The sequence below is a fragment of the Streptomyces sp. NBC_00576 genome (assembly GCF_036345175.1).
Taxonomy (GTDB): domain Bacteria; phylum Actinomycetota; class Actinomycetes; order Streptomycetales; family Streptomycetaceae; genus Streptomyces.
In genome coordinates, this window is the sequence record NZ_CP107780.1 from 9,028,183 (window position 1) to 9,053,127 (window position 24,945).

Genomic DNA, 24,945 nt, shown 5'->3' on the forward strand with positions numbered 1-24,945 from the left:
AGTGTGACGAATCCGGCGTTCCATATATTGAGATCTGGTGTCCAACACTTTGACGTATGGCTGGAAACGTTCTCATGATCTCCCTATGAAGACGCTGCTGCTCGTGCGGCGGCTGTACGTGGACTTGCTCCGGTCGACCACAGCCCGCTGTCGCTGACCTGACCCGGAGTACCCGAGACGCCTTGGCCGTGGCGCGAATTCCGCCCCACGCCGCCACCTCGCGCTCGGGGCCGGACACTCCTGCGCGCCTACCCCTTTCGGCCATCGCGCCCCTTCATCTCTTCACTCCCTCCCGTACTGCCCTGCACCTGGAGTCCCGCATGTCCCGCACCCGCCTCCCCCTCGCCGCGCTCTCGCTGGCCTCCGTCTCGGCGCTCTTCCTCGCGGGCTGCTCGCAGTCGACGAACGCCTCCAAGGACACCGGCGACACGGCCGCCTCCGCGTCCGCCGCCACCGGCACGAAGCCCGCTCCCTTCGACAAGGGCAACGTCAAGATCGCTCTGGTCCGCCAGAGCGGCGCCGGCGACTACTTCGAGCAGTGGGGCAACGGCGCCAAGGCGCAGGCCAAGGCCCTCGGCATCGACCTGACCGTGTACGACGCCCAGGCCGACAACGCCAAGCAGGCCACCGACCTGTCCTCGGCGATCAACTCCGACGCGCAGGCGATCATCGTGGACCACGGGTTCCCGTCGACGATCCAGCCCGAGATCGACAAGGCCGTGAAGAAGGGTGTCAAGGTCGTCGTCTACGACGTCGAGACCTCGACCAAGGGCGTCATCAGCACCAAGCAGGACGACGCGAGCATGGCCCAGGCCGTCCTCGACGTGATGGCGAAGGAACTCGGCAAGAACGCCAAGGTCGGCTACGTCAACGTCGCCGGCTACGCGGCCCTCGACAAGCGCGACAGTGTCTGGAAGTCGACGGTCGACACAAACGGCTGGAAGCAGGCCTTCAAGGTCGGCAAGGTCACCGACTCCACCGCCACGGACAACGTGCCGCTGGTCTCCGCCGCGCTCACCCAGCACTCGGACGTGACGGGCATCTTCGCTCCCTACGACGAGCTGGCCAAGGGCACCGTCCTCGCCGTGCAGAACAAGAAGCTGCAGGACAAGGTGAAGGTGTTCGGCGCGGACGTCTCCAACGCCGACATCCAGAACATGACCGCCGACGGCAGCCCGTGGGTCGCCACGGCGGGCACCGACCCGTCCGCCGTCGGCGCGGCCGTGGTCCGTACGGCCGCCCTGGAGCTGGCCGGCCGGCTGAACAAGACCTCGGTCGAGTTCCCGGCCGTCGCGATCACCCAGGACTTCCTGAAGAGCAAGAACATCCAGAACATGGACCAGCTCCGTGCCGCGCTGCCCGCGCTGAACCTCTCCCAGGTCAGCACGGCCGACTGGATCGCCAATGTCGCCCACTGAGGTGTCGCAGGCATCCCCCGCGGCGGTGAGTCTGCGGGACGTCAGCATGGCCTTCGGCGGCAGATCGGTCCTGGAGTCCGTCTCGCTGGACATCGCACCGGGCAGTGTCGTCGCGCTGCTCGGTGCGAACGGGGCCGGCAAGTCCACGCTCATCAAGATCCTGTCCGGCGTCCACACGGACCACGGCGGCGAAGTGACGGTGAACGGGGCCCGCGCCGCCCTCCAATCGCCGCTAGCCGCCCGCCAGTTGGGCATCCAGACCGTGCACCAGCGGATCGGTGAGGGCATCGTGCCCGGGCTCACGGTCGCCGAGAACCTGGTCTTCGAGGAGCTCGCCCAGGCACGCGGCAACCCGTTCCTGAACGGGCGCCGCGTGCTGGCCCGCGCCCGCGAGATCCAGTCGGCCCTGGACCTCGGCTGGAGCGACGCCCTGCTCAAGCGGGACGTCACCGAACTCGGCATCTCCGACCGCCAGTTGCTGATCCTGGCCCGCGCTCTGGCCACCCGCCCGAGGCTCCTGATCCTCGACGAACCGACGTCCGCGCTCTCCGCGGCGGAGGCGGAGCGACTGTTCGCGCTGGTCGAGAGGATGCGCGACGACGGTATCGCGGTCCTGTACGTCTCCCACCGCCTCGGCGAGATCGACGCACTGGCGGACCGGCTGGTCGTCCTGCGAGACGGCCGTCTCACCGAGGACCAGGTCAAGCCCTTCGACTGGGACAGCGCCCTGCGCGCCATGCTCGCCCAGGCCCAGGAAGCGACCACGGCCCGCCCCCGCGCCGAGTCCGCGCCCGGCGAGACCCTCCTGTCCCTGCGCGGCGTGCGGCTCCTGGACGGCCGTACACCCCAGGACCTGGACCTGCGCGCGGGCGAAGTCACCGGCATCGTCGGCCTGTTGGGCGCAGGCAAGACGGAACTGGCCCGCGGCCTATTCGGCGCGGAACCCTTCACCACCGGCGCCGTGCGACTGGACGGCAGGACATACGCGCCCCGCCGCCCCGCCGACGCGATCCGGGCCGGCGTCCACCTGGTCCCCGAGGACCGGCACGCGGACGCCCTGGTACCCGGCTGGTCGCTCGCCCAGAACATCTCGCTGCCGTTCCTCAAGTCCCTCTCGACGGCCGGGCTGGTGAACCGCTCGAAGGAGGACGCCCTCGGCCGCGACACCATCGAGGCCCTCGGTGTCGTCGCCCGCGACGAGCACAGCACCGTAGAGGAGCTGTCCGGTGGCAACCAGCAGAAGGTCGTCGTCGGCCGCTGGCTCGCCGAACGACCCCGCGTCCTCATCCTGGACGAGCCGTTCCGAGGCGTGGACATCGGCGCCCGGCGCGACATCGGCCGCCGGGCCCGCGCGCTGGCCGCGGAAGGCGCGGCGGTCCTGGTTCTGTCGGCCGACGTGGACGAGGTCCTGGAGGTCGCCGACCGGGTCGTCGTCCTCGCGGCCGGTGAGATCCATCTCGACGCGTACGGCGAGGACGCGGAGCGCGACCGGGTCATCCGGACGATCTCGGCGTCCGTGTGATGGGTGCCGTGGGATGTGCGGTTCGTCGGCCGCGGGCCGGTGGGGGCTGGTCGCGCCCCGCGGCTGAGCCGCAGATCGACACAGCCCCGCGCCCCTGTCGGGGCGCGGTTGCGCCCCCGACCTCCGCCGGCCACCCCACGCCGGCCCCACCGCCCGCCACCCCAGGAAGCACCCCATGACCACCACCCAGAGCGCCCCCGTGAAGACGGCGACCCCGTCCACGCTCGCCGCCGGTCCGCGTATCCAGAACGCGGTCATCAAGTACGGCTTCATCTTCGTCACCGTCACGCTCTTCACGTACTTCGCGCTGAGCGAGCCGTCCTTCCGCGACTCGGCGACCCTCCTCGACACCCTGCGGTACGTGTCCGTCGCCGCGATCCTCGGCCTCGGTGTCACGCTCACCATGGCCGTCGGCGGAATGGACATGTCGGTCGGCGCGGTGGCCGGGCTCGGGGTGACCGTCGCCGCGAAGACGATGGTGTCGTACAACCAGGTCGGTGTGGTCGCGATCATCGCGGTGATCGTCGCGGGCGCGCTCGCGGGCCTGCTCAACGCCCTGCTCATCGTGGTCCTCAAGATCCCCGACATGCTGGCCACGCTGGGCACCATGTTCGTCATCCAGGGCACCAAACTCATCCTGGTCGACGGCCAGTCGATCACCCCGGGCATGACCCAGTCCGACGGCACGACGGCCCCCGGCAGGTTCACCGAGGGCTTCCTGCGCATCGACCGCGGCACGATCCTCGGCATCCCCGTCTCCGTGGTCATCTTCGGCGCTCTCACCGTCGTCGCCTGGGTCTTCCTGGCCCGCACCCGCTGGGGCCGCGTGTTGTACGCGATCGGTGCCAACCCGGAGGCCTCCCGCCTGGCAGGCATCCGCGTGGGCGCGTACCGGGCCCTGGCGTACGTCCTTTCCGGCGTCCTCGCGTCGATCGGCGGCCTGATCCTGGCGGCGCGCATCGGCCAGGGAGACGTCTCCGCGGGTACGTCCCAGCTCCTCGAAGCCGTTGCCGTCGCCCTGGTGGGCACGTCCGTCCTCGGCCGGGGGCGCCCGAACGTGTGGGGCACCGCCCTGGGCGCGGTCCTCATCGGCATCATCACCACCGGCCTCACCATCAAGGGCCTGCCGTACTACACGCAGGACGTGGTCGAGGGCGCCGTCCTGATCCTCGCCCTGGTCTTCAGCTTCACCCTGTCCAAGCGCCGCACCGCATAAGGAAGTTCACGATGGGCTACCGCATCCTGGAGCCGGCCGACGTCCCCGCGTACCTGAACGAGCGCGGCCACTGGCCCGACCCTGCGGACATCCAGGTCCGCGAGGTCTCCGACGGCAACATGAACCGCGTGTTCCTCGCCAGGTCCACCGACGGCACCCGCAGCCTCGCCGTCAAGCAGGCCCTGCCCTGGGTCCGGGTGGCCGGCCCGTCCTGGCCGATGAGCCCGGAACGCGCCGACGCCGAGGCGAGGGCGTACGAGCAGGTCGCGAAGGTGGCCCCCGACAAGATCCCGGCGATCCTCGGCTACGACCCCGAGAACTACGCCCTCGTCATGGAGGACATGTCGGACCTGGAGGTCCTGCGCACCCTCCTCAACGAGGGCGCGTCGTACGGCCCGCACACCTCCGCCCGCATCGGCGAGTTCGTGGCCCAACTGACGTTCGCGACCAGCGACTTCGGCATGGAGTCGGCGGACCGCAAGGCGCTGGTGGCGGCCTCGGTGAGCCCGGAACTGTGCAAGATCACCGAAGACGTGGTCCTGGCCGAGCCGTACATCGAGCACGAACACAACCACTGGCACGAGGGCCTGGACGACCTGGCGACGGAGTTCCGCGCCGACGCGAGGCTCCGCACGGAGGTCGCCGACCTCCGCCACACCTTCATGACGAGCGCCCAGGCCCTCCTGCACGGCGACCTGCACACCGGCAGCGTCATGGTCGGTGAACGCGAAGGCGCCCCGGTGGTACGGGTCTTCGACCCCGAGTTCTCCTTCGTGGGCCCGATCGGCTACGACCTCGGCCTGTACTGGGCGAACGCCCTGGTCTCGGAGGAACGGGCCCGGGCACTGGGCTTGTTGAGCGACCACGCAGATCAACTAGCCCAGTCCTGGGAGGCCTTCGAGGCCGAGTTCCGCGTGCTGTGGCCGACGAGGATCGACACCTTCTTCGACGACGCGTACCTGGACCGCTTCCTGCGCAGGATCTGGACGGAGGCGGTGGGCTACGCGGGCACGGAGATCATCCGCCGCATCATCGGCTTCGCCCACCTGACAGACCTGACAACGCTCCCGGACCCGGTGCCGGCCTCCCGCAGGGCACTCCTGCTGGGACGCGAACTGATCGTCCGCAGGGCCGAGTTGAGCAACCCGAACGACATAAGGGCGCTGGGGCAGCCCGCCTAGGGGCGCGGGGAACTGCGCGACCAGCCACAACGCTCCCGCAGACGAACCACAAACGCAAAGGGGCGGCTCCCTCAACAAGGAGCCGCCCCTTCAACGCCGTACCGCCTACTTCTTGTCGAGCAGATCCTGAACCTTCGCCCGGACGTCGTCCGTGGCAAGGCCCCGAATCGTCAAGGTAGTCCGACGGCGCAGCACGTCGTCCACCGTCTCCGCCCACTCACTGTCCCGCGCATACACAACCTGCGCCCAGATCTCCGGCGCATCAGCGTGCACCCGCTCACCCAGCTCAGGGTTCTCGTTCGCCAGCCGCGCGATGTCGAACGCCAGCGACCCGTAGTGCGTCGCAAGGTGCTTCGCCGTGTCGGCGGCCATACGCGGACCCGGCGCCGGGTTGTCCACCAGCAGCCGGTGCGCGACAGCGCGCGGATTGGCGACACCGGGAAGCGGCAGGTGCTTCGGCAGAGACGCGACAGGCTCGAAGTCGTCGCCCAGCGGACGCCCGGGAAGCGTCTCCAGCTTCTCCATGACCGTACGGCCGATGTGCCGGAAGGTCGTCCACTTGCCGCCCGAGACGGACAGCATCCCGCCCTTGCCCTCGGTCACGACCGTCTCCCGCTTGGCCTTCGCCGTGTCACCGGGGCCACCCGGCAGGACCCGCAGACCAGCGAAGGAGTACGTGATGAGGTCACGGGAGAGCTGCTGGTCGCGGACGGAGAACGCGGCCTCGTCGAGGATCTGCGCGGTGTCCTTCTCGGTGACCGCGACATCCGCCGGGTCGCCCTCGAACACCTCGTCGGTGGTGCCGAGCAGCAGCATGTCCTCCCAGGGGAGGGCGAACGTGATGCGGTACTTGTCGATCGGTGTGGCCAGCGCGGCCTTCCACGGAGACGTCCGCTTCAGGACCAGGTGCGCGCCCTTCGACAGCCGGATGGACGGCGCCGCGTCCGGGTTCTCCATCTTGCGCAGGTGGTCGACCCAGGGGCCGGTGGCGTTGAGCACGAGCCGGGCGTTGACGCCGAAGTCGTCTCCGGAGAGACGGTCGCGCAGGTCGGCACCGGTGACCCGGCCCCGGGTGAAGCGCAGACCGGACACCTCGGAGTGGTTGAGCACGACCGCGCCCGCCTCGACGGCCGCCCGGACCGTCATCAGCGCCATGCGCGCGTCGTTCATCTGACCGTCGCCGTACACGGCCACGGCCTTGAGGTCCTCGGTGCGCAGCTCGGGCACGTCCTGCGCGGCCTTGGCCGGCGACAACAGGTGCCCGACGCCGTCACCGAACGCCGACAGCATGGAGTAGGCGAAGACGCCCGCTCCGAGCTTCGCCGCGCCGTGCGGCCCGCCCTTGTACACGGGGAGGTAGAACGTGAGCGGATTGGCCAGGTGAGGAGCCACCTGACGGGACACCGCACGGCGCTCGAAGTGGTTCTCCGCCACCAGCCTCACCGCGCCGGTCTGCAGATAGCGCAGACCGCCGTGGAGAAGCTTGGAGGAAGCGGAGGAGGTGGCGCCGGCGAAGTCACCGGCGTCGACCAGAGCCACCCGCAGACCGGACTGCGCGGCATGCCAGGCAGTCGAGATGCCGAGGATGCCACCGCCGATCACGAGAAGGTCGTACGTCGCCTTGGAGAGCTGCTCCCGGGTCTCGGCGCGGCTCGGGTTGGAGCCGAAGGCCGGGTGCGTACCGAGGGCAGGCACGGACTGCAGGGTGGACTGGCTGGTCATGTGGTTCTTACTCCTCGACAGAGCTGTCTTCGAGCCAGCCCATGGACCGCTCGACGGCCTTGAGCCAGCTCTTGTACTCACGGTCGCGCTTTGCCGCGTCCATGTTGGGGGTCCACTCGGCGGCCCGGCGCCAGTTGGCGCGCAGGTCGTCGGTGTTGGTCCAGAAGCCGACGGCGAGACCGGCGGCGTAGGCGGCACCGAGGCAGGTCGTCTCGGCGACCATGGGACGGACCACGGGGGCGTCCAGGAAGTCCGAGAGGGTCTGCATCAGCAGGTTGTTGGAGGTCATGCCGCCGTCGACCTTGAGGGCCGCGAGCTCGACGCCGGAGTCCTTGGTCATGGCGTCCGTGATCTCACGGGTCTGCCAGGCGGTGGCCTCCAGCACGGCGCGCGCGAGGTGTGCCTTGGTGACGTACCGGGTGAGGCCGGCGATCACACCGCGGGCGTCCGAGCGCCAGTACGGGGCGAACAGACCGGAGAAGGCCGGCACGAAGTAGGCGCCGCCGTTGTCCTCGACCGACGACGCGAGCGTCTCGATCTCGGCGGCGGTGGAGATCAGGCCCATCTGGTCGCGCATCCACTGCACCAGCGAACCGGTGACCGCGATCGAGCCCTCCAGGGCGTAGACCGGGGCCTGGTCGCCGATGCGGTAGCCGACCGTGGTCAGCAGGCCGCTGTAGGAGTTGATGATCTTGTCGCCGGTGTTCATCAGCATGAACGTGCCGGTGCCGTACGTCGACTTGGCCTCGCCCTCGGCGAAACAGGTCTGGCCGAACAGGGCCGCCTGCTGGTCACCGAGCGCGGAGGCGACCGGGATGCCGCCGAGCAGGTCGCCCAGCTTGCCGCCGGTGACCTCGCCGTACACCTCGGCGGAGGAGCGGATCTCCGGGAGCATCGACAGCGGGACGCCGATCGACTCGGCGATCTTCGGGTCCCACTCCAGGGTGTGCAGGTTCATCAGCATGGTGCGGGAGGCGTTGGTGACGTCGGTGACGTGGTGACCGCCGTTGACACCGCCCGTCAGGTTCCAGATGACCCAGCTGTCCATGGTGCCGAAGAGGATGTCCCCGGCCTCGGCGCGCTCACGCAGGCCCTCGACGTTGTCGAGCAGCCAGCGTGCCTTGGGACCGGCGAAGTACGAGGCGAGCGGCAGGCCGGTCTCACGGCGGAAACGATCCTGCCCGACATTGCGGCCCAGCTCCTTGCAGAGCGTGTCGGTACGGGTGTCCTGCCAGACGATGGCGTTGTGGACGGGCTGACCGGTGTTCTTGTCCCAGAGCAGCGTCGTCTCGCGCTGGTTGGTGATGCCGATGGCCTTGATGTCGTCGCGGGTGATGCCGGCCTTGGAGATGGCTCCGGCGACGACCTCCTCGACGTTCGTCCAGATCTCGGTGGCGTCGTGCTCCACCCAGCCCGGCTTCGGGAAGATCTGCTCGTGCTCCTTCTGGTCGACGGAGACGATCCGGCCGTCCCGGTCGAAGACGATGCAGCGGCTGGAGGTGGTGCCCTGGTCGATGGCGGCAATGAACGGCCCTGCGCCGTGGGAATGTGTGGCGGCGGTCTGCGCGTCGGTCACTGTGTGCTCCTGAGAGGTCCGGGGGTAAGGGGCTGGCTTACGGCGTTGTTGCTCAAGGCTGCCTTGGCTGTTCTGGCTGCTCTAAGCAAAGGCGACGTTGTAGATGCCTGCAGCGATCGCGCCGCCGATCAGCGGACCGGCCACCGGGATCCAGGCGTAGGACCAGTCGGAGCCGCCCTTGTTGGGCAGGGGCAGGAGGGCGTGCACGATGCGCGGACCGAGGTCACGGGCGGGGTTGATCGCGTAGCCGGTCGGGCCGCCGAGGGACAGACCGATGGAGACGACGACGAGTGAGGTGATCAGGGCACCCAGGACACCCAGGCCCTTGCCGCTGTCGTTGAGGCCCTGCGTGAGGACGGCGAGCACCAGCACGATCGTGCCGATGACCTCTGTGGCGACGTTCTGCCAGGCGACGCGGATCTCGGGGCCGGTGGAGAAGATACCCAGGACCGGTCCGGCCCCCTTCTCCTGCGCCTCGACGGCCTTCTTGCCCGGAGTGCCGACGATTTCCTTGTCGGTCAGGTGCGCGAGGAACTGGCCGTAGTAGGCGACCCAGACCAGGGCCGCACCGATCATGGCACCGAGCAGCTGCCCGCCCCAGTAGATCGGGACGTCACTCCAGTCGATGCCGTCCTTCTTGAGCGCGAGCGCGAGAGTCACGGCCGGGTTGAGGTGGGCGCCGGAGAGCGGCGCCGAGGTGTAGACGGCCGTGAGTACGGCGAAACCCCACCCGAAGGTGATGGCGAGCCAGCCGGCGTTGCGGGCCTTGGAGGCCTTCAGCGTGACGGCGGCGCAGACGCCGCCGCCGAGCAGGATGAGTATGGCGGTACCGATGGTCTCGCCGATGAAGATGTCGGAGCTGGACACCCGCGACTCCTTTGTCCTTCGTTCCAGGGGGAGAGCTGCCGGCCCTTGGCGTTGTCACACTCTAACGCCCATTGCCGGTCGGTGTTCGACAATGTCGACCGATGGACGGGAGTCTTGCTCCGGAGTTACAGGCGCGTCAAGAGCTCTGTTATCGAAAACACGATCGTTATTGATTGCTGTGAGCTATCGATCTTGAGCCGGTCGCGAACCGCGTCCGCCCGCACACGCCGCGCACACGAAAGGACCGGAACATCCAAGATGTCCCGGTCCGGTTCCGTGTGAAAGTTCAGATTTTGTACGAAGGTTCAGAACCGCCCCGCACCCAGGTCCCGTGACACCGCGCGGGCGCAGTCCCGCACGGCCGCGATCAGCTCAGGACGCAGCTCACCCTCCCGGCAGAGCCGTTCCACGGCGCCGGTGACGCCGACCGCGCCGACCGGCATCCGTCGCCGGTCGTGGATGGGGGCGGCGATGGACGCGACGCCCTCCCAGGTCTCCTCGACGTCGGCCGCGTACCCGCGCGCGCGGGTGAGGTCCAGGACGCCCTCGAAGCCCTCCAGGTCGCTGATCGTCCGGTCGGTGAACGACTGGCGCTCGGCCTCCAGGACCTCGCTGTGCGCGACCGGGTCGTAGGCCGACAGGACCTTGCCCAGGGCCGTGGAGTGCAGGGGCTGCATGGCCCCGACCTCCAGCACCTGCCGGCTGTCGTCGGGGCGGAAGACGTGGTGCACGATCAGCACGCCCCGCTGGTGCAGCACGCCCAGGTGGACGCTCTCGCCGCTGGAGCGGGCCAGGTCGTCGGTCCACACCAGGGCACGCGCGCGTAGCTCGTGGACGTCCAGATAGGTGGTGCCCAGGCGCAGCAGTTCGGCGCCCAGCTGATAGCGCCCGGACGCGGCCTCCTGCTCGACGAAACCCTCGTGCTGGAGGGTGCGCAGGATGCCGTGCGCGGTGCCCTTGGCCAGGCCGAGGGACGAGGCGATGTCCGAGAGGCCGAGCCGACGCTCGCCGCCCGCGAGGAGCCGCAGCATCGCCGCCGCCCGTTCGAGCGACTGGATGTTCCGTGCCATCGCCGTCCTGCCTCCGTCCTCTTCGACCGCCAGCAACCGGCGTTCGCTGCCGCCGTTCGGCAATGTCGAACACTACCGGTCCATGTCGACCACCCGCCAATGGCTGGCCGACACCTGTTACATCTCGCGTACATCCGGGTGGATGCCGGGCATACACCCGGTGGCTTTCGGCCACGACACGCGCGCCACGTACGTCCGTCCCGTGGACGCCCTGACCATACGGCCCCGCACCGGGCTACCCTGGCGAAGTGCGCCTTGCCCAAGAGGGCGCAAAGCCGACAGCCGTCGCACTCCAGGGAGCCCTTATATGGCCGCCTCGTCGCCCGCCCCTTCCGCCGACAACAGGACTCGTGTGTCCGCCCTCCGGGACGCACTCGCCACCCGTGTGGTGGTCGCCGACGGTGCGATGGGCACCATGCTGCAGGCGCAGGACCCGACGATGGAGGACTTCCAGCAGCTGGAGGGCTGCAACGAGGTCCTCAACGTCACCCGCCCCGACATCGTGCGCACCGTGCACGAGGCGTACTTCTCGGTGGGCGTGGACTGCGTCGAGACCAACACCTTCGGCGCGAACTTCGCCGCGCTCGCCGAGTACGACATCGCCGAGCGCAACTTCGAGCTCTCGGAGGCCGGCGCGCGCATCGCCCGCGAGGTCGCCGACGAGTTCACCGCTTCCTCAGGCGAGCAGCGCTGGGTCCTGGGATCCATGGGGCCCGGCACCAAGCTGCCCACGCTCGGTCACATCACCTACGCGAAGATCCGGGACGCCTACCAGATCAACGCCGAGGGCCTGCTCTCCGGCGGCGCCGACGCGCTGCTCGTCGAGACCACCCAGGACCTTCTGCAGACCAAGTCCTCCATCATCGGCGCCCGCCGAGCCATGGAGGCGCTGGGCTTCACCGTCCCGCTGATCTGCTCCGTCACCGTCGAGACCACCGGCACCATGCTGCTCGGCTCGGAGATCGGCGCGGCACTGACCGCGCTGGAGCCGCTGGGCATCGACATGATCGGCCTGAACTGCGCCACCGGCCCCGCCGAGATGAGCGAGCACCTGCGCTACCTCGCGCGCAACGCCCGCATCCCGCTCTCCTGTATGCCCAACGCCGGACTGCCCGTCCTGACCAAGGACGGCGCGCACTACCCGCTGGGCGCCCCGGAGCTCGCCGACGCCCAGGAGAACTTCGTCCGCGAGTACGGCCTCTCGCTGGTCGGCGGCTGCTGCGGGACGACCCCCGAGCACCTGCGCCAGGTCGTGGAGCGGGTCCGCGGCACGGCCGTCACCGAGCGAAGCCCCCAGCCTGAGGCCGGCGCTGCCTCGCTCTACCAGACGGTTCCGTTCCGCCAGGACACCGCGTACATGGCGATCGGTGAGCGCACCAACGCCAACGGTTCCAAGAAGTTCCGCGAGGCCATGCTCGACGCCCGCTGGGACGACTGCGTAGAGATGGCCCGCGACCAGATCCGCGAGGGCGCGCACATGCTCGACCTCTGCGTGGACTACGTGGGCCGCGACGGCGTCGCCGACATGCAGGAGCTCGCCGGCCGCTTCGCCACCGCCTCCACCCTGCCGATCGTCCTGGACTCCACCGAGGTTCCCGTCCTCCAGGCGGGCCTGGAGAAGCTCGGCGGCCGCGCCGTCATCAACTCGGTGAACTACGAGGACGGCGACGGACCCGAGTCCCGCTTCGCGAAGGTCACCCGACTGGCCCAGGAGCACGGCGCCGCACTGATCGCGCTGACCATCGACGAAGAGGGCCAGGCCCGTACCGTCGACCACAAGGTCGCCATCGCCGAGCGCCTGATCGAGGACCTGACGACGAACTGGGGCATCCACGAGTCGGACATCCTCATCGACACCCTCACCTTCACGATCTGCACCGGCCAGGAGGAGTCGCGCAAGGACGGCATCGCCACGATCGAGGCGATCCGCGAACTCAAGCGCCGCCACCCGGACGTCCAGACCACCCTCGGCCTGTCCAACATCTCCTTCGGCCTGAACCCGGCCGCGCGCGTCCTGCTGAACTCCGTCTTCCTCGACGAGTGCGTCAAGGCCGGTCTGGACTCGGCGATCGTCCACGCCTCGAAGATCCTGCCGATCGCCCGCTTCGACGACGAGCAGGTGACCACCGCCCTCGACCTCATCTACGACCGCCGTGCGGAGGGCTACGACCCGCTGCAGAAGCTGATGGCCCTCTTCGAGGGCGTCAACACCAAGTCGATGAAGGACGGCCGGGCCGAGGAACTCCTCGCCCTGCCCCTGGACGAGCGACTGCAGCGCCGCATCATCGACGGCGAGAAGAACGGCCTGGAGACAGACCTCGACGAGGCCCTGACGACCCGCCCCGCCCTCGACATCGTCAACGACACCCTCCTGGAGGGCATGAAGGTCGTCGGCGAGCTCTTCGGCTCCGGCCAGATGCAGCTCCCGTTCGTCCTGCAGTCCGCCGAGGTCATGAAGACGGCCGTCGCCTACCTCGAACCGCACATGGAGAAGACGGACGACGACGGCAAGGGCACGATCGTGCTCGCCACCGTCCGCGGCGACGTCCACGACATCGGCAAGAACCTCGTCGACATCATCCTCACCAACAACGGCTACAACGTCATCAACATCGGCATCAAGCAGCCGGTCTCCGCGATCCTCGAAGCCGCGCAGGAGCACAGGGCCGACGTCATCGGCATGTCCGGTCTCCTCGTGAAGTCGACCGTGATCATGAAGGAGAACCTCCAGGAGCTCAACCAGCGCAAGCTGGCCGCCGACTACCCGGTGATCCTCGGCGGCGCGGCCCTGACCAGGGCCTACGTCGAGCAGGACCTCCACGAGATCTACGAGGGCGAGGTCCGCTACGCCCGCGACGCCTTCGAGGGCCTGCGCCTGATGGACGCCCTGATCGGCGTCAAGCGCGGCGTCCCCGGCGCCAAGCTCCCCGAGCTCAAGCAGCGCCGCGTCCGTGCCAGTGCCGCCGTAGAGGTCGAGGAACGCCCTGAGGAGGGCCACGTCCGCTCCGACGTCTCCACCGACAACCCCGTCCCCACCCCGCCCTTCTGGGACACCCGCGTCATCAAGGGCATCCAGCTCAAGGAGTACGCGAGCTGGCTCGACGAGGGCGCCCTCTTCAAGGGGCAGTGGGGCCTCAAGCAGGCCCGCACCGGCGACGGTCCGACCTACGAGGAGCTGGCCGAGACGGAGGGCCGCCCCCGGCTGCGCGGCCTCCTGGACAAGCTCCAGACGGAGACCCTGCTGGAGGCGGCCGTCGTCTACGGCTACTTCCCGTGCGTCTCCAAGGACGACGACCTGATCATCCTCGACGACCAGGGCAACGAACGTACGCGCTTCACGTTCCCCCGCCAGCGCCGTGGCCGCCGACTCTGCCTGGCCGACTTCTTCCGCCCGGAGGAGTCCGGCCAGACGGACGTCGTCGGCCTCCAGGTCGTCACCGTCGGCAACCGGATCGGCGAGGAGACCGCCAAGCTCTTCGAGGCGAACTCCTACCGCGACTACCTCGAACTGCACGGCCTGTCCGTCCAGTTGGCCGAGGCACTCGCCGAGTACTGGCACGCACGAGTCCGCTCGGAACTGGGCTTCGCCGGCGAGGACCCCGCCGACGTCGAGGACATGTTCGCCCTCAAGTACCGGGGCGCCCGCTTCTCCCTCGGCTACGGCGCCTGCCCCGACCTGGAGGACCGCGCCAAGATCGCCGACCTCCTCCAGCCCGAGCGCATCGGCGTCCACCTCTCCGAGGAGTTCCAGCTCCACCCCGAGCAGTCCACCGACGCCATCGTCATCCACCACCCCGAGGCGAAGTACTTCAACGCACGCTGAGTCTTCAACGCCCGCTGAATATCGAAGCGCGCGCTGATCGGACAAGACGTACACTTGACGGTCCACCGCAGGCCGGTTGCCCTCTGTGCATTCAGGGGCAACCGGCCTGATCGTCCCTCAAGGAGGTGCGCCAGGATGACCAGCACGGTCCCCGCGCTCGGAACCCGTACGGCCGAAGGCTCAGCACTGCAGGCCGTACTCCTCGACATGGACGGCACCCTGGTGGACACCGAGGGCTTCTGGTGGGACGTCGAGGTCGAGATTTTCGCCGGCCTCGGCCACATCCTCGACGACTCCTGGCGGCACGTCGTGGTCGGCGGCCCGATGACCCGCAGCGCCGGGTTCCTCATCGAGGCCACCGGCGCCGACATCACGTTCGCCGAACTGTCGGTACTGCTCAACGACGGGTTCGAGGACCGGATCGGCCGCGCCCTGCCCCTGATGCCGGGCGCCGCCCGCCTCCTCGCCGAACTCTCCGCGCACGAGATCCCGACGGCCCTCGTCTCCGCCTCGCACCGCCGGATCATCGACCGCGTCCTGGCCTCCCTGGGCCCGCAGCACTTCGCCCTGAGCATCGCCGGGGACGAGGTGGAGCGTACGAAGCCGTACCCCGACCCCTATCTGATCGCCGCCGACGGACTCGGCGTCGACCCGGCGAGATGCGCCGTCGTCGAGGACACGGCGACCGGGGTCGCGGCAGCCGAGGCCGCCGGCTGCCACGTCGTGGCCGTACCGTCGGTCGCGCCCATCGCCCCCGGTGCGCGCCGCACCATCGTGACCTCGCTGGAAGAAGTCGACCTGCCCTTTCTGTGCGGGCTGATGACGAACGACCGATGACGGAAATGCCCTGGCCCGTTTACCGAGTGTGCCCGATCGAATGCGGGATAACGCGCGGATGAACAGGCAGGCCATCAAATGAGAATTACGGCCCTCTGTCGCTCTCGACCGGCGACCGAATTCACGTAAGCGCCCATGCGCCCCCAATGTGTGAGGTTCGCCACGTGGCAGGGGCTCGACAGCGGACAGGTGCCGTGTACACGCACCCCGTTCGGGGGCTCTTGGCGCGCCTTTGTGTCCCGATTGGGGAGAGCCTGCGGGGAATCCTTCCGCTGTCGGTTTTTCGGTGCGTCCACACCCGGTTTCGCAGCGTGATGAGCCCTCAACTCCGGCTGCATGCGGGCCTCTCCGCGGTCCGGACTAATCTCGTTGGGAGAACATCACCACAATCCCTCACCCGCGCGCACCACCCCACGCCCGCCGGGTCCCCTGGGATCGACAGCCTGGAGAAACCCGAGCATGAACCGTAAGACTTTGGTGCTGCCGACGGTGGTCGGCCTGCTCGCTCCGGTGCTCGCCGCCTGTGGCGCGGCCGACGGCGGGGGCAGCAGCAGCGGCGCGATCGTCGTCGGCACCACGGACCGGTTCACCGCCTCGAAGGAGGCCCCGGCGCCGATCGACCCGGCCTACGCCTACGACGTCGGCACCTGGAACATCCTGCGCCAGACCGTGCAGACCCTCATGGTCCAGCCGCGCGGCGACGGCGAACCGGTGCCCGAGGCCGCCGAGAAGTGCGGGTTCACGGACAGCGGCAACGAGCGCTACGTCTGCACTCTGCGCAAGGGCCTCGAGTTCTCCAACGGCGACGCCGTCAAGGCGTCCGATGTGAAGTTCTCCATCGACCGGGCCCTGCGGATCCAGGCCGACAGCGGTGTGTTCGCCCTGCTGTCCTCGATCGACACCGTCGAGACCCAGGGCGACCGCGAGGTCATCTTCCACCTCAAGTCCGCCGACGCCACCTTCCCGTTCAAGCTGTCCACCCCGGTCGCGGGCATCGTCAACCCGGACGACTACGACAAGGACAAGCTGCGCGACGGCTTCGACGTCGACGGCTCCGGGCCGTACACGCTCCAGGCCGAGGTCAAGGACAATGAACTCGTCAAGGCCGTCTTCACCAAGAACAGCCGTTACAAGGGGCAGTTGACACCGAAGAACGACAAGGTCGAGATGCGTTCCTTCGCGGACGCCGCCGACATGGGCACGGCCCTCTCCAAGGGCGACATCGACCTGATGACCCGCACGATGTCCCCCGAGCAGATCCGGAAGCTCGACGCCGACTCGACCGGCGACATCGACCTCGTCGAGATGCCCGGCCTCGAAATCCGTTACCTCGGCTTCAACACCAACGCCCCGACGGTGAAGACCAAAGCCGTCCGCCAGGCCATGGCCCAGATCATCAACCGCCCCGAACTCGTCGCGAAGGTGTACGGCGACGAGGCCCAGCCGCTCTACTCGCTGGTCCCGGCCACCATCACCGGCCACTCGAACTCCTTCTTCAACAAGTACGGCGAGCCGAGCGCCATCAAGGCCAAAACCCTGATGGAGAACGCCGGAATCACCACCCCGGTGAAACTGACCCTGCACTACACGACCGACCACTACGGCCCGGCCACCAAGCCGGAGTTCGAGGAACTGCAGAAGCAGCTCAACGCCAGCGGGTTGTTCAACGTCACCATCAAGGGCACCCCCTGGGACACCTACCGTACGGCCGAGAAAGAGGGCGAGTACGACGTGTACGGCATGGGCTGGTTCCCGGACTTCCCCGACGCCGACAACTACCTCGCCCCGTTCCTCGACAAGGACAACTTCCTCAGCAGCCCGTACGCCAACGCCAAGATCCGCGGCATCCTGATTCCGCAGTCCCGCCGCGAGGCCGACCGCCTCACCGCCTCCAAGAGCCTCACGGACATCCAGGACATCGTGGCCGACGACGTACCCGTACTGCCGCTGTGGCAGGGCAACCAGTACATCGCCGCACGCGACGGCATCACCGGCGCGGAGTGGGCCCTCAACTCCTCCTCGACGCTCCAGCTCTGGGAGCTCGGCCGCGGTGTGAGCAACTGACCAGCACACCCGTCCGACGCACATGTCCCGACCCGGGGCTGGGACGGTCCCGGGTACCCAAGACCCGACGACAAGGCACTTCGACGTGAACCTGCGCAACCAGTGGCCGGTCCTGCCCATCGTGGCGGGGCTGGCCTCCGGCCTGTTGACCGGATGCGGCTCGGAGAACGGCGGCTCGGGGGCCGACGGCTCCACCGTGGTGATGGGGATGTCCGACGACGTCCTGGCCACCGACCCCGCCTCCGGTTACGACCCGGGCTCCTGGCTGTTGTTCAACAACGTGTTCCAGTCGTTGCTGAGCTTCCCCAAGGGGGGCACCGAACCGCAGCCCGAGGCGGCCAAGGAGTGCGCCTTCAGCGACGCGCAGACCAAGGTGTACAAGTGCACCCTGCGCGACGGTCTGAAGTTCAGCAACGGTGACTCGCTCACCTCGGAGGACGTCAAGTTCTCCTTCGACCGCATGCTGAAGATCAACGACGCCGCAGGTCCCGCGATCATGTTCCCGATGCTCGGCTCGGTGGACACCCCGGACGAGAAGACCGTCGTCTTCAACCTCAAGGTGCCCGACGCCACCTTCCCCAGCAAGCTCGCCTCAGGTGCCGGCTCGATCGTCGACCACAGCCAGTACGAAGAGGACGGCCTGCGCAAGGACGGCGGAGCCGTCGGTTCCGGCCCGTACAAGCTCGACTCGTTCGACGAGGACAGCGCGGTCTTCTCCGTCAACCCGAACTACAAGGGCACCGCCGAAGTCCAGAACTCCGGCGTCACCCTCAAGTTCTTCCACGGCGACCAGACCAAGCTGAAGAAGGCCGTCCTCGACAAGGACGTCGACATCGCCTACCGAGGCCTCAAGGCCGGCGACATAGCCGACATCGAGAACGACAACGGCGACGAGGGCATCGACATCGTCGAGGGCACCAGCGCCGAGGTCCAGCACCTCGTCTTCAACATGAACGACCCGGTCGCCGGAAAAATCGGCGTGCGCAGGGCCATCGCCTACCTCCTCGACCGCGAGGCCCTCGTCGACGATGTCTACGAGGACACCGCGAGCCCCCTGTACTCGATCATCCCGGCCGGCATAGGCGGTCACAATACCGCCTTCTTCGACACCTACGGTGCCCGCCCCTCCAAGGCCAGGGCCCAGGCGGCCCTCCGGGCGGAGGGTATAACCGGCAAGGTCAAGCTGACTCTCTGGTCGACCCCGTCCCGCTACGGCCCCGCCACCGACGACGAGTTCAAGGCCATCGCCAAGCAGCTCAACGCCAGCGGGCTGTTCGAGGCGACCGTCCAGTCCGTGCCGTTCGCGCAGTACGAGAAGGACATCGAAGCCGGCAAGTACGGCGTGTACGTGAAGGGCTGGGTGCCGGACTACCCCGACGCCGACAACTTCACCGCCCCCTTCTTCGGCCAGGGCAACGTCCTCGGCAACAACTACACCAACGACACCATCACCGACACCCTCATCCCCGGCACGGCCGCCCAGAGCGACCGCGCCGCGACCGACGCGGACTTCGCCGAGCTCCAGGACATCGTCGCCAAGGAGGTCCCCCTCCTCCCCGTCTGGCAGGCCAAGCAGTACGCCGTCGCCCGCGAGAACGTCTACGGCCTGGAGAACTGCCTCGACGCCTCGACCGTCTTCCGCTTCTGGGAGATCAGCAAGGGCTGAGCCCGGCCGCACACGAACGAGGGCGCCCTTTCCGTTCCCGGAAGGGGCGCCCTCGCCGTCGTACACACAAGTCCGCCGTACGCACGTCCGGTTACTGTGCGCCGGGACGCACCAGCCCGCTCTCGTACGCGTACACCGCGGCCTGGACCCGGTCACGCAGTCCCAGCTTGGTCAGGACGTGTCCGACATGCGTCTTGACCGTCGTCTCGCTGACGAACAGATCAGCGGCGATCTCCGCGTTGGACAACCCCCGCGACACCAGCTTCAGCACCTCGACCTCACGCTCGGTCAGCGTGTGCAGCGTGTCCGGCACCGGCTCGTCACCCGACGGCAGATGCCCCGCGTACTTGTCGAGAAGCCGGCGCGTGATGCTCGGCGCGAGCATCGCCTCACCCGCCGCCACGACGCGGATCGCCTGCACCAGCTCGTTCGCCGGCGCATCCTTCAGCAGGAAGCCACTGGCACCTGCCCGCAGTGCCTCCACCACGTACTCGTCGAGATCGAAGGTCGTCAGCACCAGCACCTTCGCCGGCCCGTCCCGCCCGGGCCCGGTGATCTGCCGGGTTGCCTCCACCCCGTCCATCCGCGGCATACGGATGTCCATCAGAACCACATCGGGCTGCAGGGCCCGCACCTGGTCGATCGCCTGAAGACCGTCTCCGGCCTCGCCGACGACCGCAAGATCCTGCTCGGCCTCCAGAATCATCCGGAACCCGGTACGCAACAGGGGCTGGTCGTCAACAAGCAGGACGCGGATGGCCACGTAAACTCCTTCGCTAGTCCGCCCATTCTGCCCTGCGGGGGCGTAGCCCTCCGCAGGGGGCGCGGGGCTGTGTCGATCTGCGGCTACGCCCCGGGGCGCGACCAGCCCCCACCGGCCCGCAGATCCATCACTCCCCAACCGGCGGAGCCACCCGCACAGGCAACGGATAAGGCGGGGGAGTGCCCCCGAACTCCGGACACACCGCCTGGTGATCGCACCAACCGCACAGTTTCGTCGGCCGGGGCCGCCACACCCCCGTCTCCGTCGCCTCCCGGATCGCCTCCCACAACGCCAGCAGCTTCCGCTCCACCCGCTCCAGATCGGCCAGAACCGGGTCGTACGTCAGCACATCCCCACTGCCGAGATACACCAGCTGAAGCCGCCGCGGCACCACGTTCTTCAACCGCCACACGACCAGCGCGTAGAACTTCATCTGGAACAGCGCGCCCTCGGCATACTCCGGACGCGGCGCCTTCCCCGTCTTGTAGTCGACGATCCGCACCTCGCCCGTGGGCGCCACATCGACCCGGTCGATGATCCCGCGCAGCTTCAGCCCCGAGTCCAGCTCCGCCTCGACGAACAGCTCGCGCTCGGCCGGCTCCAGCCGCGTCGGATCCTCCAGCCCGAACCAGCGCTCCACCAGCTGCTCCGCCTCACCCAGCCACCGCGCCAGACGCTCCCCCTCCGGATCGTCCGCGAACAGCTCCACCACCTCTGGCCGCGACTCCCGCAGCCGATCCCACTGACCCGGGATCAACGACTTCGCCCGCGGTGGCGTCCGCTCCGCCGCCGGCGCGTCGAACAGTCGCTCGAGAACCGCGTGCACCAATGTGCCTCTCGTCGCCGCCTCACTCGGTTTCTCCGGCAACCGGTCGATCACCCGGAACCGGTACAGCAACGGACACTGCATGAAGTCACTGGCCCGCGAGGGCGACAGCGACGCCGGCGCGGAGGGCAGCACGACCGGAGAGACGGACTCGGCGGCGCCCTCGGTGCTCATTTCCATGACGACGACCATACGGCCCGCCACTGACAGTGACCCAGCCACAACCGCGGCCCGACCACAACAGCCCGGCGAACACAGGGGGTGCCGGGGCGGAACACGTTGCGACGGCCGCATACCATCGACCCGAGACCCTTCCGCCCCGGAGCGGAAAAGGGAGACGCATCCGACAAGGGGACACCGTGGACGAGAGCGGCGGGAGCGGACAGCCGCGCTCCGGCAACGACCAGTCGACCGACCGCCACAGCGGCAGTACGGCCCAGACCACCGACCCCGCACACCCCGAACCCACGACGGCGGACACCAAGCTCGCCCAGACCGAGAATCCGGCGGCGCGGGCCACGCGCGACGAGCAGGACGACAAGCACCCGGAAGCCGACAAACCGGCCGCCCCGGAACCCGCGAAACCGGCCGAGCCCACCCAACCGGACGCGCCCGCCGACACCCCCGGCAGCACCGGCGCCACCCCCCGCCTCGCCAAATCCCGGGCCCCCCGGAAACCCAAGGACCCCGGCGGCGGGCTCCTCATGGGACGCCCCTTCGGCGTACCCGTCTACGTCGCCCCCAGCTGGTTCCTCGTCGCCGCCCTGATCACCTGGGTCTTCGGTGGCCAGCTCGACCGCGTACTGCCCGAACTCGGCGCCATGCGCTACCTCGTCTCGCTCTTCTTCGCGGTCGCCTTCTACGCCTCCGTCCTCGTCCACGAACTCGCCCACACCGTCGCCGCGCTCCGCTTCAAACTCCCGGTACGCCGCATCCAGCTCCAGTTCTTCGGCGGCGTCTCCGAGATCGAGAAGGAGTCCGAGACCCCCGGCCGCGAATTCGTCCTGGCCTTCGTCGGCCCGCTCCTCTCCCTGATCCTCGCGGGCGTCTTCTACCTCGCCCTCCAGACCGTCGAACCCGGCACCGTCCCCGGAGTCCTGCTGGCCGGCCTGATGATCTCCAACCTCATCGTGGCCGCCTTCAACCTCCTGCCCGGCCTGCCCCTCGACGGCGGCCGCATGCTCCGCGCCATCGTCTGGAAGATCACCGGCAGGCCCATGACCGGTACGATCGCCGCCGCCTGGGTCGGCCGCGCGCTCGCCGTCTCCGTCCTCATCGGGCTGCCGCTGCTCACCCAGTCCGGCGCCCTCGGCTCCTCCGCCGAGGACAGCGTCGGTATGGACACCGTCACCGACGCCCTGCTCGCCGCCATCCTCGCCGCGATCATCTGGACCGGCGCCGGCAACAGCCTCCGCATGGCCCGCCTGCGCGAACACCTCCCCGAGCTCCGCGCCCGCAACCTCACCCGCCGCGCGGTCCCCGTCGAGACCAACACCCCCCTCTCCGAGGCCCTGCGCCGCGCCAACGACGCCGGAGCCCGCGCCCTCGTCGTCGTCGACCCCGACGGAGAACCCCTCTCCCTCGTCCGCGAGGCCGCCATCGTCGGCGTACCCGAACACCGCCGCCCCTGGGTCGCCGTCAGCGGCCTCGCCCAGGACCTCACCGACGGCATGCGCGTCTCGGCGGAACTCTCCGGCGAGGAACTCCTCGACGCCCTGCGTGCGACCCCGGCTAGCGAATACCTGGTCGTGGAGGAGTCCGGCGAGATCTACGGCGTCCTCTCCGCGGCCGACGTGGAACGCGCCTTCGTGAAGGCCATGGCCCGCCCGAACTAGGGCTGTCCCACGAGGGTCAGTGGGACGCCCGCCCGCGGCGCCAGGAACCGGCGGCCAGGCGCTCGACGAGCAGATAGTGGACGAGCAGCGACACGAACCAGGTCACCGCGCCCCCGACCAGGAACAGGCCGAGAGCGCCGAGGCCGTGCTGGCCCCGCCGCAGCAGCCAGTACACAGGCAGGTGCAGCAGAAACAGGCTGTACGACATCCGGCCGACCTCCGTGAGCACCTCGCCCGACAGCAGCCGTACCAGAGGGCCCCGGCCGCTGCAGAGCACCGCCGTCAGCACAGCGGCGCCCAGCACCACCGCGACCACGTACCGGTTGTCGCTGTGCCCACCGCCGAGAAGGACAGCCGCCACCGCAAGGACCGCAGCCGCGGCGAACCCGGTCACCACCAGCAGTACGCCAACCGGGCGGGACACCGCACGGCCCCCGCGTTCGGCCAGGTGAACGAGACAAGCCGCAGCAGCACCCGCCGGCAGGGCAAGTGTCTGCATGCCGGTGACGACGCCGACACCGGGCAGCACCCCGCAGGCCGCGGCGACGGTCACCGCCCCGGCGAACAGGGCGGCGATCAACGCCACCGCGGCGAGTCGACGCCGCGCCACCAGGCAGAGGCCCGCCAGCAGAAGCGACCACGCCAGTACGGAACGTGCGCTCACGTCCCACAACCACAGCGGAGAAAGCGGCGAGTCCACCGTGGGGACGACACCCAGCGGTCGGCCGTGCACCCACTCGGCCCAGCCCCCTCGGCCGAGGACAACCGCCCACACCCGCTCGGCCAGGTCGCGGACGATGCGCGAAGAGCCGAGCGTCCAACAGCCCGTGAGGGTCACGGCGACCGACACGAGCAGGGCGGGAACCAGCCGCTTCGCCCTGCGGGCCAGGAAGCCGACGACGCCGGTCCTGCCGGTTGCCGTCGCCCTGCGGAGCAGGGGCAGGGTGGTGAGAAATCCCGTCAGCACCAGCAGCACATCAACGCCGACACCCGCACCGGCCCAGGACACATACGGCCCGCCCACACCGGTGTCGTACAACAGAACGGCCAGCACAGCCGCTCCCCGCAGACCGTCCACGGCGGAGAACCGCCGCCCACTCGCCTCCCGCTGCCAACCCGGCGCCACCACCGGGCCCGGCTCCACCACGGGCGCGGGCCTGACGGGCAGCGTCGGAGGTCGGTCGCCGTCTTTGAAGGGAGCACCGCCGACCGGCCCTGGGAGCGCGGCCGGTCCTACCTCCACGCCCGTTGCCGGCCACGTGACCGGCAACGGATCCGCGATCCGTCCCGCTTCGGCGCCCCGCGGCCACCCGGCGGCCAGGCGGAGACCGGTGGCGACCCTCGGAGCCGGTTCGGTGTGCGGATGCGCCCGCTCCGGCGTCGGACGGGGACGGGGACCGTCCGCGTACCCGTACGACTCGGCAGGGCCGGACGGCAGACGCCCGTTGCGCTCTTCGTTCATCTCGGCCAGGTCCGGAAGCAGGAGGTGATGACGGCCTCGGCGGGACGGCCGAGGAAGGAGGTGCGGGACCCGGCGGGGGTACCGCCCGCCGGGGCGGTGTGAAAGTCGAGGTTCCACCAGTACAGGCCGGCCATGTCCTGGTCCCGGGCGACCCGGCAGGCCGCCTCGAACCAGCGTTGCTGCACCGTGGCGTTGAGTTTCCCCCCGCCCGTCCAGACAGCCGGGTGACGATACGCACCGTCCTCGGCGATGATGCCGACCTCGCTCAGGACGATCCGGGGCAGCTTCCCGGTGCTCTTGCGGTCCAGCCAGCGCTGCCAGCCCTCGGCGATCTCCGCGACGGAGGCGTCGTCCCCGAGCCGGGGGAGCGGGAAGTACGCGTCGATGCCCAGATGATCGACGGGGACAGGGACGTGCCGGGACACGTAGTCGTCCCAGTTGGCGTCGTAGGACAGTTCACCGGAGAACGACTTGCGCGCAGTCGCGACCACCGAACGCCAGCGCGGATCGTCCTCCAGCGACGTCAACTCCGCCCCGAGGACAAAGGTGCTCGCGTGATGGGAGGCCGCGACGGCGAGATAGGGCGAGAGGAAAGCCTCGTACGACCGGAACCAGACCGCTCGGTCGACAGGGACGAGCGAGCCACGCCAGGCCAGGGGATCCCGGGCCACCAGGCTCCGCTCATCGAGAAGCGGACGCAGAGTGACGCGCAGCCCGGCCGCCACGGCGGTGTCCATGAGCATCCCCAGATGCCGTACGGAGGGAGTCCTGGCCGAGGCGCCGACCCGGCTCGCCGCAGGACCGGCGGTCACGAAGGGAAAGGTCACCGAGATCGCGTTCATGTGCTTGCCGACCATGTAGTTCACCAGGCGGAGCGCGTTGGCGCGCACGGACGCGTCCGTTTCCCCCGGGTAGCTGTACCAGAGCACCTGCGCGCCGAGTTGGGGATCCCCGCGCCGCCAGGGCCGGCCGACCCGAGCCGGGGCAGGCTGCTCGCTCGCCGAGGCGGATCCGGACGAGGACGAGGACGGCGACGCTGTGGTCGGCACCGGGGCCACGGCTCCCGGAGCGACACAACCGGACGTCAGCAGGAGAGC

General features: G+C 69.1%; 17 protein-coding genes. 9 read left to right on the forward strand and 8 right to left on the reverse strand.

What is annotated here, in order from left to right; all coding sequences use genetic code 11:
• Window positions 1-320: 320 nt before the first annotated feature.
• The 4 genes from OG734_RS39375 (at window position 321) to mtnK (ending at window position 5,337) form a co-directional block, all read left to right on the forward strand.
• A complete protein-coding gene (locus OG734_RS39375) occupies window positions 321-1,418 on the forward strand; it encodes a substrate-binding domain-containing protein (protein ID WP_330292190.1) in 1,098 nt (365 codons plus the stop codon).
• Entirely contained in the window at window positions 1,405-2,940 is a 1,536-nt protein-coding gene (locus tag OG734_RS39380; protein WP_330292191.1) for a sugar ABC transporter ATP-binding protein, read from the forward strand. Before OG734_RS39375 ends, OG734_RS39380 begins: the two co-directional genes overlap by 14 nt.
• Before the next feature lie 175 nt (window positions 2,941-3,115).
• Window positions 3,116-4,156, forward strand: a complete 1,041-nt coding sequence (locus OG734_RS39385; protein ID WP_330292192.1) for an ABC transporter permease — start codon at window positions 3,116-3,118, stop codon at window positions 4,154-4,156.
• A gap of 11 nt (window positions 4,157-4,167) precedes the next feature.
• Window positions 4,168-5,337, forward strand: coding sequence for an S-methyl-5-thioribose kinase (gene mtnK / locus OG734_RS39390; protein ID WP_330292193.1), 1,170 nt, complete (start codon window positions 4,168-4,170; stop codon window positions 5,335-5,337).
• Window positions 5,338-5,442: 105 nt separating this feature from the next.
• Here mtnK and OG734_RS39395 read toward each other — a convergent pair whose 3' ends face one another.
• The 4 genes from OG734_RS39395 to OG734_RS39410 all read right to left on the reverse strand — a co-directional run bounded on the left by OG734_RS39395 (window position 5,443) and on the right by OG734_RS39410 (window position 10,572).
• Window positions 5,443-7,059, reverse strand: a complete 1,617-nt coding sequence (locus OG734_RS39395) for a glycerol-3-phosphate dehydrogenase/oxidase (protein WP_330292194.1) — start codon at window positions 7,057-7,059, stop codon at window positions 5,443-5,445.
• A 7-nt stretch (window positions 7,060-7,066) separates the two neighbouring features.
• The gene (glpK, locus tag OG734_RS39400) at window positions 7,067-8,635 is read right to left on the reverse strand and encodes a glycerol kinase GlpK (protein ID WP_330292195.1); all 1,569 of its coding nucleotides are present in this window, start codon (window positions 8,633-8,635) and stop codon (window positions 7,067-7,069) included.
• Between the two features lie 81 nt (window positions 8,636-8,716).
• A complete protein-coding gene (locus tag OG734_RS39405) occupies window positions 8,717-9,502 on the reverse strand; it encodes an MIP/aquaporin family protein (protein ID WP_330292196.1) in 786 nt (261 codons plus the stop codon).
• Window positions 9,503-9,807: 305 nt separating this feature from the next.
• Window positions 9,808-10,572, reverse strand: a complete 765-nt coding sequence (locus OG734_RS39410; RefSeq protein ID WP_330292197.1) for an IclR family transcriptional regulator — start codon at window positions 10,570-10,572, stop codon at window positions 9,808-9,810.
• A gap of 307 nt (window positions 10,573-10,879) precedes the next feature.
• On the opposite strand from OG734_RS39410, the gene metH reads away from it, so the two are divergent.
• From metH to OG734_RS39430, 4 genes are all read left to right on the forward strand, one after another.
• A complete protein-coding gene (gene metH, locus OG734_RS39415) occupies window positions 10,880-14,395 on the forward strand; it encodes a methionine synthase (protein ID WP_330292198.1) in 3,516 nt (1,171 codons plus the stop codon).
• Window positions 14,396-14,530: 135 nt separating this feature from the next.
• Complete coding sequence (locus OG734_RS39420) at window positions 14,531-15,232, forward strand: HAD family hydrolase (protein WP_330292199.1); 702 nt, start codon at window positions 14,531-14,533, stop codon at window positions 15,230-15,232.
• Between the two features lie 459 nt (window positions 15,233-15,691).
• Window positions 15,692-17,296, forward strand: a complete 1,605-nt coding sequence (locus OG734_RS39425) for an ABC transporter substrate-binding protein (RefSeq protein ID WP_330292200.1) — start codon at window positions 15,692-15,694, stop codon at window positions 17,294-17,296.
• An 85-nt stretch (window positions 17,297-17,381) separates the two neighbouring features.
• Window positions 17,382-18,962, forward strand: coding sequence for an ABC transporter substrate-binding protein (locus OG734_RS39430; protein ID WP_330292201.1), 1,581 nt, complete (start codon window positions 17,382-17,384; stop codon window positions 18,960-18,962).
• A 91-nt stretch (window positions 18,963-19,053) separates the two neighbouring features.
• Here OG734_RS39430 and OG734_RS39435 read toward each other — a convergent pair whose 3' ends face one another.
• Both OG734_RS39435 and OG734_RS39440 read right to left on the reverse strand, forming a co-directional pair.
• Entirely contained in the window at window positions 19,054-19,725 is a 672-nt protein-coding gene (locus OG734_RS39435; RefSeq protein WP_330292202.1) for a response regulator transcription factor, read from the reverse strand.
• Window positions 19,726-19,852: 127 nt separating this feature from the next.
• A complete protein-coding gene (locus OG734_RS39440) occupies window positions 19,853-20,731 on the reverse strand; it encodes a RecB family exonuclease (protein WP_330292203.1) in 879 nt (292 codons plus the stop codon).
• 179 nt (window positions 20,732-20,910) lie between these two features.
• Between OG734_RS39440 and OG734_RS39445 the strand changes: the two genes are divergently transcribed.
• Complete coding sequence (locus tag OG734_RS39445) at window positions 20,911-22,386, forward strand: site-2 protease family protein (RefSeq protein WP_330292204.1); 1,476 nt, start codon at window positions 20,911-20,913, stop codon at window positions 22,384-22,386.
• Between the two features lie 16 nt (window positions 22,387-22,402).
• Here the strand turns inward: OG734_RS39445 and OG734_RS39450 are convergent, their stop codons facing one another.
• Both OG734_RS39450 and OG734_RS39455 read right to left on the reverse strand, forming a co-directional pair.
• Window positions 22,403-23,848 (reverse strand): acyltransferase family protein, encoded by a 1,446-nt coding sequence (locus OG734_RS39450; protein WP_330292205.1) that lies wholly within the window; start codon window positions 23,846-23,848, stop codon window positions 22,403-22,405.
• The gene (locus tag OG734_RS39455; RefSeq protein ID WP_330292206.1) at window positions 23,845-24,897 is read right to left on the reverse strand and encodes a glycoside hydrolase family 113; all 1,053 of its coding nucleotides are present in this window, start codon (window positions 24,895-24,897) and stop codon (window positions 23,845-23,847) included. Before OG734_RS39455 ends, OG734_RS39450 begins: the two co-directional genes overlap by 4 nt.
• Between the last annotated feature and the right edge of the window lie 48 nt (window positions 24,898-24,945).

Coding starts and splice junctions, on each gene's coding strand:
- OG734_RS39375 (WP_330292190.1), top strand. CDS start 321: ATGTCCCGCACCCGCCTCCCCCTCGCCGCGCTCTCGCTGGCCTCCGTC.
- OG734_RS39380 (WP_330292191.1), top strand. CDS start 1,405: ATGTCGCCCACTGAGGTGTCGCAGGCATCCCCCGCGGCGGTGAGTCTG.
- OG734_RS39385 (WP_330292192.1), top strand. CDS start 3,116: ATGACCACCACCCAGAGCGCCCCCGTGAAGACGGCGACCCCGTCCACG.
- mtnK (WP_330292193.1), top strand. CDS start 4,168: ATGGGCTACCGCATCCTGGAGCCGGCCGACGTCCCCGCGTACCTGAAC.
- OG734_RS39395 (WP_330292194.1), bottom strand. CDS start 7,059: ATGACCAGCCAGTCCACCCTGCAGTCCGTGCCTGCCCTCGGTACGCAC.
- OG734_RS39410 (WP_330292197.1), bottom strand. CDS start 10,572: ATGGCACGGAACATCCAGTCGCTCGAACGGGCGGCGGCGATGCTGCGG.
- metH (WP_330292198.1), top strand. CDS start 10,880: ATGGCCGCCTCGTCGCCCGCCCCTTCCGCCGACAACAGGACTCGTGTG.
- OG734_RS39420 (WP_330292199.1), top strand. CDS start 14,531: ATGACCAGCACGGTCCCCGCGCTCGGAACCCGTACGGCCGAAGGCTCA.
- OG734_RS39425 (WP_330292200.1), top strand. CDS start 15,692: ATGAACCGTAAGACTTTGGTGCTGCCGACGGTGGTCGGCCTGCTCGCT.
- OG734_RS39440 (WP_330292203.1), bottom strand. CDS start 20,731: ATGGAAATGAGCACCGAGGGCGCCGCCGAGTCCGTCTCTCCGGTCGTG.
- OG734_RS39450 (WP_330292205.1), bottom strand. CDS start 23,848: ATGAACGAAGAGCGCAACGGGCGTCTGCCGTCCGGCCCTGCCGAGTCG.